Origin of the sequence: Pseudonocardia aurantiaca, from assembly GCF_039526725.1 — a bacterium.
Classification (GTDB): Bacteria; Actinomycetota; Actinomycetes; order Mycobacteriales; family Pseudonocardiaceae; genus Pseudonocardia; species Pseudonocardia aurantiaca.
Genome location: NZ_BAAAJG010000008.1, coordinates 508,443 through 520,022, shown reverse-complemented (window position 1 = coordinate 520,022; position 11,580 = coordinate 508,443). Strand labels below are relative to the sequence as shown.

At 72.2% G+C, this 11,580-nt stretch carries 14 protein-coding genes; 6 read left to right on the top strand and 8 right to left on the bottom strand.

Annotated features, from left to right (window positions below; genetic code table 11):
- Nucleotides 1-165 precede the first annotated feature (165 nt).
- The 5 genes from gap (at nucleotide 166) to ABD143_RS12335 (ending at nucleotide 3,984) form a co-directional block, all read left to right on the top strand.
- A complete protein-coding gene (gap, locus tag ABD143_RS12355) occupies nucleotides 166-1,182 on the top strand; it encodes a type I glyceraldehyde-3-phosphate dehydrogenase (RefSeq protein ID WP_343975961.1) in 1,017 nt (338 codons plus the stop codon).
- A gap of 7 nt (nucleotides 1,183-1,189) precedes the next feature.
- Nucleotides 1,190-2,377 carry a phosphoglycerate kinase gene (locus ABD143_RS12350; RefSeq protein WP_343975958.1) on the top strand — a complete coding sequence of 396 codons (1,188 nt, stop codon included), beginning with the start codon at nucleotides 1,190-1,192 and terminating at the stop codon, nucleotides 2,375-2,377.
- Nucleotides 2,377-3,165, top strand: a complete 789-nt coding sequence (tpiA, locus tag ABD143_RS12345; protein ID WP_343975955.1) for a triose-phosphate isomerase — start codon at nucleotides 2,377-2,379, stop codon at nucleotides 3,163-3,165. Before ABD143_RS12350 ends, tpiA begins: the two co-directional genes overlap by 1 nt.
- A gap of 227 nt (nucleotides 3,166-3,392) precedes the next feature.
- Nucleotides 3,393-3,629, top strand: coding sequence for a preprotein translocase subunit SecG (gene secG, locus ABD143_RS12340; protein ID WP_343977358.1), 237 nt, complete (start codon nucleotides 3,393-3,395; stop codon nucleotides 3,627-3,629).
- Between the two features lie 13 nt (nucleotides 3,630-3,642).
- On the top strand, nucleotides 3,643-3,984 hold the full coding sequence (locus ABD143_RS12335) for an RNA polymerase-binding protein RbpA (protein WP_343975953.1): 342 nt from the start codon (nucleotides 3,643-3,645) through the stop codon (nucleotides 3,982-3,984).
- An 84-nt stretch (nucleotides 3,985-4,068) separates the two neighbouring features.
- Here the strand turns inward: ABD143_RS12335 and ABD143_RS12330 are convergent, their stop codons facing one another.
- Genes ABD143_RS12330 through ABD143_RS12320 form a run of 3 tightly spaced genes read right to left on the bottom strand, consistent with a single transcriptional unit; the run spans nucleotide 4,069 to nucleotide 5,518 of the window.
- Nucleotides 4,069-4,581: a hypothetical protein gene (locus ABD143_RS12330; protein ID WP_343975950.1), complete on the bottom strand. Its 513-nt coding sequence runs from the start codon at nucleotides 4,579-4,581 to the stop codon at nucleotides 4,069-4,071.
- On the bottom strand, nucleotides 4,578-5,045 hold the full coding sequence (locus ABD143_RS12325) for a glutathione peroxidase (protein WP_343977355.1): 468 nt from the start codon (nucleotides 5,043-5,045) through the stop codon (nucleotides 4,578-4,580). The genes ABD143_RS12330 and ABD143_RS12325 overlap by 4 nt, the downstream gene beginning before the upstream one ends.
- Nucleotides 5,046-5,104: 59 nt before the next feature.
- Nucleotides 5,105-5,518, bottom strand: coding sequence for a rhodanese-like domain-containing protein (locus tag ABD143_RS12320; RefSeq protein WP_343975947.1), 414 nt, complete (start codon nucleotides 5,516-5,518; stop codon nucleotides 5,105-5,107).
- Nucleotides 5,519-5,580: 62 nt separating this feature from the next.
- Between ABD143_RS12320 and ABD143_RS12315 the strand changes: the two genes are divergently transcribed.
- Complete coding sequence (locus ABD143_RS12315) at nucleotides 5,581-6,081, top strand: Lrp/AsnC family transcriptional regulator (protein WP_343975944.1); 501 nt, start codon at nucleotides 5,581-5,583, stop codon at nucleotides 6,079-6,081.
- A 29-nt stretch (nucleotides 6,082-6,110) separates the two neighbouring features.
- Here the strand turns inward: ABD143_RS12315 and ABD143_RS12310 are convergent, their stop codons facing one another.
- From ABD143_RS12310 to ABD143_RS12290, 5 genes are all read right to left on the bottom strand, one after another.
- A complete protein-coding gene (locus ABD143_RS12310; protein ID WP_343975941.1) occupies nucleotides 6,111-6,554 on the bottom strand; it encodes a hypothetical protein in 444 nt (147 codons plus the stop codon).
- A 68-nt stretch (nucleotides 6,555-6,622) separates the two neighbouring features.
- A complete protein-coding gene (gene pgl, locus ABD143_RS12305; protein ID WP_343977352.1) occupies nucleotides 6,623-7,405 on the bottom strand; it encodes a 6-phosphogluconolactonase in 783 nt (260 codons plus the stop codon).
- A gap of 2 nt (nucleotides 7,406-7,407) precedes the next feature.
- Entirely contained in the window at nucleotides 7,408-8,373 is a 966-nt protein-coding gene (gene opcA, locus ABD143_RS12300; RefSeq protein ID WP_343975938.1) for a glucose-6-phosphate dehydrogenase assembly protein OpcA, read from the bottom strand.
- A 61-nt stretch (nucleotides 8,374-8,434) separates the two neighbouring features.
- Entirely contained in the window at nucleotides 8,435-9,985 is a 1,551-nt protein-coding gene (gene zwf, locus ABD143_RS12295; RefSeq protein ID WP_343975935.1) for a glucose-6-phosphate dehydrogenase, read from the bottom strand.
- A gap of 58 nt (nucleotides 9,986-10,043) precedes the next feature.
- Nucleotides 10,044-11,564: a glucose-6-phosphate isomerase gene (locus tag ABD143_RS12290; RefSeq protein ID WP_343975932.1), complete on the bottom strand. Its 1,521-nt coding sequence runs from the start codon at nucleotides 11,562-11,564 to the stop codon at nucleotides 10,044-10,046.
- Nucleotides 11,565-11,580 lie beyond the last annotated feature (16 nt).

The following is an 11,580-nucleotide window of genomic DNA, read 5'->3' as shown; positions in this document are numbered from 1 at the left end:
CAGGGCGGTAACCGCCTGGAATGTGGCTTTCCTGACATCTGTCGGGTCCTCGTGCAGCACGCCAGCGCAATGCGTGTGAATCGATCCAGGACAGGGGAGGCTCCAGCGGGAGCCGGACGATAGAGTTGGCCCTGGTCAGCACATGGAGAAGACGAGGAGGCGCACATGACTGTGCGGGTGGGCGTGAACGGTTTCGGTCGAATCGGCCGCAACTTCTGGCGGGCGGTGGACGCCCAGCAGGCGGCAGGCACCACCGACATCGAGATCGTCGCGGTGAACGACATCACGGACAACGCCACGCTGGCACAGCTGCTCAAGTATGACTCGATTCTGGGCAGGCTCCCCCACGAGGTGTCCCACACCGACGACGAGATCATCGTCAACGGCAAGGGCTTCAAGGGCCTCGCCGTGCGCGATCCCGCCGAGCTGCCCTGGAAGGACCTCGGCGTCGACGTCGTGGTCGAATCGACCGGGATCTTCACCAAGCGTGACGCGGCCGCCAAGCACCTGGACGCCGGCGCGAAGAAGGTGATCATCTCAGCCCCGGCCACCGGCGAGGACCTCACCGTGGTCATGGGTGTGAACGACGCCGCCTACGACGGCTCGCAGACCATCATCTCCAACGCGTCCTGCACCACCAACTGCCTCGCCCCGCTGGCCAAGGTGCTCGACGACGCGTTCGGGATCGAGAAGGGTCTGATGACCACGATCCACGCCTACACGCAGGACCAGAACCTGCAGGACGGCCCGCACAAGGACAAGCGCCGCGCCCGGGCCGCCGCGATCAACATCGTGCCGACGTCCACCGGCGCCGCGAAGGCCATCGGTCTCGTCCTGCCACACCTCAAGGGCAAGCTCGACGGCTACTCGCTGCGCGTTCCGGTGCCCACCGGCTCGATCACCGACCTCACCGTCGAGGTCCGCAAGGAGGCATCGGTCGAGGAGATCAACGCGGCCTACAAGGCCGCCGCGGAGAGCGGCCCGCTGAAGGGCTTCCTGCGCTACAGCGAGGACCCGATCGTCTCGTCCGACATCGTCACAGACCCGGCGTCGTGCATCTACGACGCCCCGTTGACCAAGGTGATCGGCAACCAGGTGAAGGTCTTCGGCTGGTACGACAACGAATGGGGTTACTCCAACCGCCTCGTCGACATCACCGCCCTGGTCGCGTCGAAGCTGTAGATCTGCCGTGCGCACTCATTTCGACCTGATCTCCGAGGGCGTGGCCGGCCGGACGGCGCTCGTCCGCTCGGACCTGAACGTTCCTCTCGACGCCGGCAACATCACCGATGACGGCCGCATCCGTGCATCGGTGCCCACGATCTCAGAGCTGTCCGGTGAGGGTGCGCAGGTTGTCGTCGTCGCGCACCTCGGCAGGCCGAAGGGCGGGCCGGATCCGGCGCTCTCGCTCGCACCTGTCGCCGCCCGCCTCGGCGAGCTGCTCGGCGCCCCGGTGCGCCTGGTCGAGCTCTCCAGGGGCGTGCCCGAGATGGCGGCGGGCGATGTCGTGATGCTGGAGAACATCCGGTTCGACCCGCGCGAGACGTCGAAGAACGACGACGAGCGCGCCGCGCTGGCCCATGAGCTCGCGGCGCTGGCGGGCCCGGACGGGGTGTTCGTCTCCGACGGTTTCGGGGTGGTGCACCGCAAGCAGGCGTCGGTGTACGACGTGGCTCTGGACCTCCCGGCCTACGCCGGCGGGCTCGTGCTCGCCGAGGTCGAGGTGCTGCGCAAGCTCACCGAGGCCCCCGAGCGGCCCAACACGGTGGTGCTCGGCGGCTCGAAGGTCTCCGACAAGCTCGCGGTGATCGACGCGCTGCTCCCGAAGGTCGACGCGCTGCTCGTCGGCGGGGGGATGTGCTTCACGTTCCTCGCGGCGCAGGGCTACGAGGTGGGCGACTCGCTCCTCGAGCGCGACCAGATCGACACCTGCCGCAAGCTCCTGGAGTCGGGCAAGATCGTGCTGCCGTCCGACGTCGTGGTCGCCGACGACTTCTCGGCCGAGGCCAACACCCGCACGGTGGCCGTCGAGGACATCCCGGTGGGGTGGAAGGGCCTCGACATCGGGCCGGAGTCGGTCGAGACGTTCGCCGAGGTGCTCGCGCGGGCGGCCACCGTGTTCTGGAACGGCCCGATGGGTGTGTTCGAGCTGGCTCCGTTCGCCGCGGGCACGCGTGGGGTGGCCCAGGCCATCATCGACGCCACGGCCAAGGGCGGGGCGTTCAGCGTCGTTGGCGGGGGAGACTCAGCCGCGGCCGTGCGGGCGCTCGGCCTCCCGGAGGAGGCGTTCTCCCACATCTCCACCGGCGGCGGCGCGTCGCTGGAGTTCCTGGAGGGCAAGTCCCTCCCCGGCCTCGCCGTACTGGAGCACTACTAATGCCATCGAAGACGCCGTTGATCGCCGGCAACTGGAAGATGCACTGCAACCACCTCGAGGCCATCGGGCTGACGCAGAAGATCGCGTTCGCGCTGCCGGAGAAGTACTACGACAAGGTCGAGGTGGCGGTCCTGCCGCCGTTCACGGCCATCCGCTCGGTCCAGACGCTCATCGACGGCGACAAGCTGAAGATGGTGCACGGCGCGCAGGATCTGTCCCCGCACGACTCGGGTCCCTACACCGGCGACGTCTCCGGGCCGATGCTGGCCAAGCTCGGCTGCCGGTACGTCGTCGTGGGCCACTCGGAGCGGCGCGAGATCCACGGTGAGGACGACGCGCTGGTCAACAAGAAGGTCCATGCCGCGATCAGGAACGGGATCGTGCCGATCCTCTGCGCCGGCGAGGGCCTGGAGATCCGCGAGGCGGGCGACCACGTCGCTCATACCACACGGCAGGTGCTCGCCGGGCTCGAGAAGGTGCAGAGCCAGCACGCGCAGACGCTGGTGATCGCCTACGAGCCGGTGTGGGCCATCGGCACCGGCCGGGTGGCGAGCGCAGCCGACGCCCAGGAGGTCTGCGGCGCGATCCGCCAGGCCGTCGCCGGCAAGTACGGCGACGCCATCGCGGCGAGCGTCCGGGTGCTCTACGGCGGCTCGGTGAAGGCCAAGAACGTGGGCGAGATCGTGGCCGAGCCGGACATCGACGGCGCGCTCGTCGGCGGCGCGAGCCTGGACGCCGACGAGTTCGCGCAGCTGTGCGCGATCGCAGCGGGCGGCCCGCTGCCGTAACACTGGCCTGCCGTAACACTGGCCTGCCGTAACATTGGGCGCCTCTCAGGAGAGCCACATCCCGGACGGTCGGGGATGTGGCTCTCCTGCCGTCCGGGGCGGCGCCGTGATCGCCCGGGGTGTCCGCCGTCTGTGCGATCGGCAGGCACGGGTACCCTCGGTGATCCGAGCGGCTGGGCGTGCTCCGCGCCGGTGTGCCGCCCGACGAGAACGAAAACGAGGATGGGATGCAACTCGCCCTGCAGATCGTGCTGATCGTCTCCAGCGTGCTGCTGGTGCTGTTGATCCTGCTGCACCGGGGCCGTGGCGGCGGGCTTTCCAGCCTGTTCGGCGGCGGCGTGCAGTCCAGCCTCTCCGGGTCGAGCGTCGTGGAGAAGAACCTTGACCGGCTGACCCTGTTCGTGGGGGCGATCTGGGTGATCGCCATCATCGGGACCGGTCTGCTCGTGAAGATCGGGGTCTGAAGGAGGCATGGCGATGGCTGGCGGCAACGCGATCCGCGGCACCCGGGTGGGTGCCGGTCCGATGGGCGAGTCCGAGCGCGGCGAGACCGCCCCTCGCTCGCGCATCTCCTACTTCTGCTCGAACGGGCACGTGACCACCCCGTCGTTCGCTTCGGAGGCGGACATCCCCGACTCGTGGGACTGCCCGCGCTGCGGGCTCCCCGCCGGGCGCGACGGTGAGAACCCGCCGGCCCCGCCGCGCACCGAGCCGTACAAGACGCACCTCGCGTACGTGAAGGAGCGCCGCAGCGACGCCGACGGCGCCGCGATCCTCGAGGAGGCGCTCGGCCGCCTCCGCGCCTCCCGCGAGCTCTAGGAGCGTGCCGCCACGGCGCTGGGTCAGGAGCCCAGTGCCGTCAACCCAGTGCCGTCAACCCCAGTGCCGTCAACCCCAGTGCCGTCAACCCAGCGCCGTCAGCTGCTGGTCGAAGGCCACCACGAGCTGTGCGGCCGTGGTTCCCGGCGGCACCGCCGAGGCCGCGAGCGTCACCACCTGGCCGCGCCGCGCCATCGCGGCGAACACACTCCCGCCCTGGAAGCGGCACACGAACCCGCCGTCGCCGGTGGTCACCTCTGCCCGCGAGCCCGCCGCGCACAGCTCGGCCACCGTGGCGAGCTCCGCGGCCGGATCCGTGCCCGGCATCGCGGCCACGTCCACCGTCACGAACGCGGGGCCGTCGGCCGGGATGCTGTGCGTCGTCGGGTCGTAGACGCAGCGAGTGTCGCTCGCCGTGCTGGCGTCCGGAGTCCACGTGAGACCGGTGGTCGCCGCGAAGGTGGGCAGATCGAGCATGCAGGCGGCGGGTGGGGGAGGCGGCGCCGGGGTCACGACCGGGTCCGGCCCGGCGGTGCAGCCCGCGAGCAGCGCCGCCCCCAAGAACACGCCCCCGGCCCGCGCCGAACGGTTGATCAACGTGGCAAGGCTGCCTCGACTGCCGCCACGACCTCAGGCGCAGTGGGCTCGGTGCGGGGCCGGAAGCGTCCGACCACCTGGCCGCCGGGGGCGACGAGGAACTTCTCGAAGTTCCACTGCACGTCGCCTGCGGCCCCGTCCGCGTCGGGTGTGGTGGTCAGGGTGTCGTAGAGGGGGTGCCGCCCCGGCCCGTTGACCTCGACCTTCTCGGTTAGCGGGAACGTGACGCCGTAGGACGCCGAACAGAATGTTGCGATCTCCTCCGCGGAGCCCGGCTCCTGGCCGGCGAACTGGTTGCACGGCACGCCGAGCACGGTGAACCCACGCTCGGCGTAGCGCTCCTGCAGTTCCTCCAGCCCGCGGTACTGGGGCGTGAGCCCACACCGCGACGCCAGGTTGACGACGAGCACGGCCTTGCCGTCCAGCGCCCCGACGTCGAGGGGCGAACCGTCCAGCGCGGAGATCGTGAGGTCGGATATCAAGAGGTCGGGAAGTGCCACAACCGCAGCCTACGTACTCCCCGTCAGCAGCCGCACGGAGCGGTGAGCGGATCGGCGGGCGTGTGTGTGACGCCGGTCGCGGTTGCCACGGGGAAGCCCTCCCGCGTCCAGTACTCGATTCCGCCGAGCATCTCCTTCACCTCGTACCCGAGCCGGGCGAACTCGAGTGCCGCGCGGGTGGCGCCGTCGCAGCCCGGCCCCCAGCAGTACGTGACGACCGGCGTGCCCGGGCCGAGCAGCGCGGAGGCCCGTTCCGGGATCTCGGCGGTCGGCAGGTGCAGCGCTCCCGGGACCCGGCCCTGGTCCCACGCCGCACGGCTGCGCGAGTCGACGAGCACGAACCCCGGGTCCGGCGTCGCCAGCGCGGTGTGGACGTCGGCGACGTCGGTCTGGAAGGCGAGCTTGGCGGAAAAGAACGCGATGGCGGGAGTGTTCATGTCGGCGACGCTAAACGCGCCGGATGCACCGGTACAGGCAGAATCCACGGTAGATTCGCAGAATGGCCGTGGAATCCATGGACGATGTGGACTGGCGCCTGTTGGAAGCACTCCAGCAGGACGGGCGCGCCAGCTACGCCGACCTCGGCCGGCTCGTCGGCCTCTCGCCGAGCGCGGTCACGGAGCGGGTGCGGCGGCTGGAGGAGTCCGGGGTGATCACGGGCTACCGCTGCGAGGTCGACCCCGAGAAGCTCGGCCTGGCGATCATGGCGCTCGTCAGGCTGCGTTACCCGCACGGCAACTACCGGCCGTTCCGCGACCTGCTCGCCACCACGGCCGAAGTCACCGAGGCCCACCACGTCACAGGTGAGGACTGCTTCGTGCTGACCGTGCGCGCCCGCTCGATGCGGCACCTGGAGGAGGTGACGGGCCGGATCGCCGGGCTTGGCGCCGTCACCACGAGCGTCGTCTACTCCAGCCCGCTGCCGCGGCGATCCGTCGTGGGGAGCGCGGTCGCGGCGAGCGCGGCGGCGGCCAACACCTCGCGCCGCCGGATCGGGTGAGACACCGCGCGCGAAGCGTCCGGCGGGCCTCAGCCGGGGAGGGCCTCCAGGAGCGCGCCCGGGCCGATCGTGCTCGCCCCCGTGCCGCGCACCCGCTCGCGCAGGCCCCGGTCGGCCGTGACCACCAACACGGGGTCACCGGACACCGCGAGGTCGGCCGCGATCGCGGCGATCGCGGTGTCGCCGTCGGCAGGCGCGTGCACCACGTGGAGGCGCGGGTGGGTCGGCAGGTCCTCCACCCGCGACGCGGCGCCCTCCAGCACGAGGTCCACCTGCACCTCGTCGCCTGCGTCGGGGTCGACCCGCCTGCCCAGGGTCTCCGCGAGCCGGGCCGGGTCCTCGCTCAGGGCCGCGGCGAGGCGGCCGGCCAAGCGGCGGGCCGCGCCCGGACGGTCCCGCCACCAGCCATCGGGCCGGGAGCCGACGACGTTCGCGCCGTCGACTATCACGTGCAGCACCCGTCCAGGACTCACGGGGCCCAGCCTTCCAGCGGACTCACGGGGCACAGCCTTGCACCCCATGCTGGAAGCGGCGAGGGCGGTCAGGCGATCGGAGGTACGAGGTCCCTCGGGAGTTTCGACGCGGCCCCCCGGTCGAGCAGCCAGAGCGTGCGGCGCCTGCCCCGCGCGCCCGCCACCGGGATCGCGACCTCGCCCGCCCCGCCGAGGGCGAGCGCCACCGCGGCCGCCTTCTCCTCGCCGGTCGTCATGATCCAGACCTCGGCGGCGCGCCGGATGGCCGGCAGCGTCAGCGTGATGCGCGTGGGCGGCGGTTTGGGGCAGCCGTGCACCGCCACGACGGAGCGCTCGCTCTCGTACACCGCGGGGGAGTGCGGGAAGATCGACGCCGTGTGGCCCTCGGCGCCCATGCCGAGCATCAGCACGTCGAACGACGGCACCGGGCCGTGGTCCTCGGGGCGGGCCGCCCGGGCGAGCACCTGGGCGTACTCGTCGGCGGCCGCGTCGGCGCCTGCGGGGCCGGTGCCGGTGTCGGCGCCCATCGGGAACACCTTGGCGGGGCCGACGGGCACGTGGTCGAGCAGCGCCGCCCTGGCCTGGGTCTCGTTGCGCTCCGGGTCGCCGGGCGGGAGGAACCGCTCGTCGCCCCAGTAGAACTCGACCTGGCTCCAGTCGACGGCATCCCTGGCCACGGTGGCGCGGACCTGTTCGAGCACCGCGATGCCGGTGCCGCCCCCGGTGAGCACGATCTTGGGGACGATGCCGGCCGCCTGCAGGTCGACGAGCTTTGTCAGGAGCCGGGCCGCCACGGCGGCGGCGAGCACGTCTGGGTTCGCGTGGACGGCGATATCCGGGGCGGCGGCCACGGTCACGTTCCCGCCAGCACGGGCACCTTCACCGGCGTGCGGCCGCGGGCGACGCGGCTGACGCAGGCGAGTGCGGCGCCGTAGATCTCGTCAGGGTCGAGCCGGCGCAACTCCTCGGCAAGGCAGTCACGCACCTCGCGGCGGGCGAGCGCCACGAGCCGGTCCGGCTGGCCGGGCTGGCGGAGGCTGCCGACCTTGCCGTCGGGACGCACCAGCGACACCGGGCCGGACGCGCGCTCCAGCCGCACCGACACCAGGCCGGGGCCGCTCTCCGCGGGGGACCGCTTGACCTTCGTGTCCGGGAGCCGGCAGGCCAGCCACCCCGCCATGAGGTCCGTGGACGGCGAGATCGTCTCGCCCGCCACCACCGCGCCGGTGATCGGCTCGTGCGGTGGAGCGTCGAGGGCCGTGGCGAGCAGCGCCCGCCACGACGTGAGCCGCGTCCAGGTCAGGTCCGTGTCGCCTGCGACGTGGTTGGCCCGGCGCTGCTCGAACGCCTTCAGCGGGTTCCTCGCCGACAGCGCGTCGGTGATGCGGCGCTGGGCGAGCCTGCCCACCGGGTCCTGGGACGGCACCGCGGGCGCCTCGCTCGGCCACCATGCCACGACGGGCGCGTCCGGCAGCAGGAGCGGCATCACCATGCCGGCGCCCGCCTCCTCGGCGGCGAGCGGGCCGTAGCCGCGCAGCACGACCACCTCGCTCGCGCCGGCGTCTCCGCCCACCCGGATCTGGGCGTCCAGCCGGGGTGCGGCCTTGCGCTGGCCGCGGGCCAGCACGATCACCCGGCACGGGTGCTCGCGGCTCGCCGAGTTCGCCGCCTCGATCGCGTCCTCGATGCCGCTGCCGTCATCGGTGACGATCACGAGCGTGAGCACGCGGCCGAGCGCCAGGACGCCGCCGCTCTCGCGCAGCTCGACGATCTTCTTGTTGACCGCCGACGTGTTGCTCGACGGTAGATCGACAATCATGCGCGCCTCGCAAGCTCGGTCTCGACTGTGGTGATTGCTCGCCTCGCAAGCACGCCTCGGGTCACGGACGCCTCCAGGTCCGGCCCGTGCGCGCCAGCATCGCGTTGGCGGACTCCGGGCCCCAGCTGCCCGCTGGGTACGGGTCGGGCCCCTTCTCCTGCTTCGACCAGAACTCGATCGCCGGGTCGAGGATCTCCCAGGAACGCTCGACCTCCTGGTTCACCGGGAACAGCGATGGCTCGCCGAGCAGCACGTCGAGGATCAGCCGCTCGTACGCCTCGGGAGAGACCTCGGTGAACGCGGTGCCGTAACCGAAGTCCATCGTGACGTCGCGGACCTCCATCTGGCTGCCTGGCACCTTCGACCCGAACCGCATCGTGACGCCCTCGTCGGGCTGCACCCGGATGACGAACGCGTTCTGGCCGAGCTCCTCGGTCATCGTCGCGTCGAACGGGAGGTGCGGGGCCCGCTTGAAGATCACCGCGATCTCGGTGACCCTGCGGCCGAGCCGCTTACCGGTGCGCAGGTAGAACGGCACGCCCGCCCAGCGGCGGGTGTCGATCTCGGTGGTGATCGCGGCAAAGGTCTCGGTCTTGGAGTTCGGGTCGAAGCCCTCCTCCTCCTTGAGCCCCCTTACCAGCTCGCCGCCCTGCCAGCCGCCGGTGTACTGCCCGCGCGCGGTGGTCTCCTCCAGCGGCCCGACCAGCTTCGTGGCGTTGAGCACCTTGATCTTCTCGCTGCGCAGCTCGTCGGAGGAGAACGAGGTGGGCTCCTCCATCGCGGTGAACGCGAGCAGCTGCAGGAGGTGGTTCTGGATGACGTCGCGGGCGGCGCCGATCCCGTCGTAGTAGCCGGCCCGGCCGCCGAGCCCGATGTCCTCGGCCATCGTGATCTGCACATGGTCGACGTAGTGGCTGTTCCAGATCGGCTCGAACAGCTGGTTTGCGAAGCGCAGCGCCAGGATGTTCTGCACCGTCTCCTTGCCGAGATAGTGGTCGATGCGGAACACCGAGTCCTCGGGAAAGACGTCGTTGACGATCTCGTTGAGCTCGATCGCCGACTTGAGGTCGTGGCCGAAGGGCTTCTCGATCACCACGCGGCGCCATTGCTCGCCCTCCTGCTGGGCGAGGCCCGAGCGGGCGAGCTGCTTGAGCACCACAGGGAACGCGCCGGGTGGGATCGACAGGTAGAACGCATGGTTGCCGGTGGTGCCGCGGTCGCGGTCCAGCTCCTGCACCGTCTGCGCGAGCTGGTCGAACGCGTCGTCGTCGTCGAAGCTCCCGGAGACGAACCGGAACCCCTCGGCGAGCCGGTCCCAGACGTTCTGCCGGAACGGCGTGCGGGCGTGCTGCTTGACCGCCTCGTAGACGATCTGCCCGAAGTCCTGGCTGTCCCAGTCGCGGCGGGCGAAACCGGTCAGCGCGAAACCCGGGGGAAGCAGGCCGCGGTTGGCGAGGTCGTAGATGGCAGGCATGAGTTTCTTGCGGGCAAGGTCGCCGGTGACCCCGAAGATCACCAGACTGCAGGGCCCCGCGATGCGCGGGAGGCGCTTGTCGCGGGGGTCCCTGAGCGGGTTGGTCCATCCCCCGTCCCCCATCGTGCGGGTTGCCATCGGTGTCACCCCAGTTCTCGGTGGTGTGCGGTGTGCGCAGGCGATCATCCCAGGTTGGTCACAACTGCTGGACGGCGCGCGCCAGCGTGACGAGCCCGGCCACCCGGTCGGTGAAGTGCAGACGGAGCACGATTGTTCCGCGGGTGGCGAGCGCCACTGCGTCGCCGCGGGCCTGGGCGATCTGGTGCTCGGCGAGCGGGTCGGTGCCGGTGCCCGGGTCGGCACCCGGATCGGCGTCTGTGTCGTCGGCGGCGCCGGTGAGCTGGCAGACGAGGGCGCCCACCGGGCCGCCCTTGTCCCGCTGGCCGCTCCCCGGCAGCCAGCGTGGCGCCCACCCGAACACCGTCGGGAGTCCGGTGCGCCGGGCCAGCTCCGGGCGCAGCACGGCGGCCGAGGCGTCGTCGACCCGGTCGAGGTAGGCGTGCACGGTCAGGTGGGTCCCCACCGACCCGACGAGTGCGCGCAGCGCGCCCGCGACGGTGTCGGTGCCCGCCGGGAGCCACGGCCCGGCGTGCACCTCGATCCCGCCCTCCACGAACGCGGGTTGCTCCCCGCCGGACGCCGGGCGCGCCGCCGCGGCATCGGGGCGATCGGTCGGGTCGACGCCGAGAAGGTGCGCGGCCACCGCCACGGCGTGCTGCCACAGCAGGATCTGGGTGGCGGGCGAGCCGGCGGTGCCGCCGGCGGCGCCCGGCACGTCGCCGATCGACAGGGCCAGCGCGGCACCGCCTGCCCACTCGGGCGCGTCCGGGCCCTCCACGGGCACCACCAGCGGGCCGTGCCCGTCCTTGCCCAGGCCGCCGGCCACGAGCTGCCCGGCCCACTCGGCGAGCGCCGGCGTCCCGTCGTCGGCCAGCGCGACGACCGGGGCACCGGCGAGCAGCGCGCCCAGCTCCAGCGCCGGGTTGTCGTCGCTGTCCGCGGCGAACCCGGGTGCCGCTGCGGCCGCGTCGGCGAGGACGGCGCCGACGTCGGCGCCCGCGAGGCCGGCGGGTACCAGCGCGAACGCTGTGAGCGCGGCCCACGGCCCGTCGACGTCCGCGGGGCCGAGCACCACGACCGCGCCGCCGGCCTCCTGCTGGAGCGGTCCGCCCGGCGGGGTGACGACGACGGTCTGCGCGTCCGGGTCGAGGCCTTCGGCGCGGAACGCCCGGTGCACGGCATCGCGCACGAGCTCCACGCCCGTGGTGTCTTCGCCGGGCGGCGCCGACACCACGAGCACGGTGGCGGCAAGCTCGCCGGCGAGGGCGTCGGCGACCTGGACGGGATCGGTGGAATCGAGCACGACGAGCCGCGGGTCGGCCGCGCAGAGTGCCTCGGCGGCCACCCCGACCCCGCCCGCCGCGGCCAGCACGACGCGGACCTGCCCGGCGAGCCGAAGCTGGTCGCGCAGGCCCTCGATCTCGCCGACGAGGGGCCGAGCGGCCCTGGCGGCGCCGACCCAGCCGGGCCGGGCCGCGTTGGGCCACAAGGAGGTGTCACCCTTGCCGATGCGGGACGGGATGCCCGCGGCCACGAGCCGCGGCACGACCTCGGCGGGCCGCGGCGGCGGCGGGTACGGCGGCGGGCGTCCGGTCACCGGCTCAGCGGGCGGC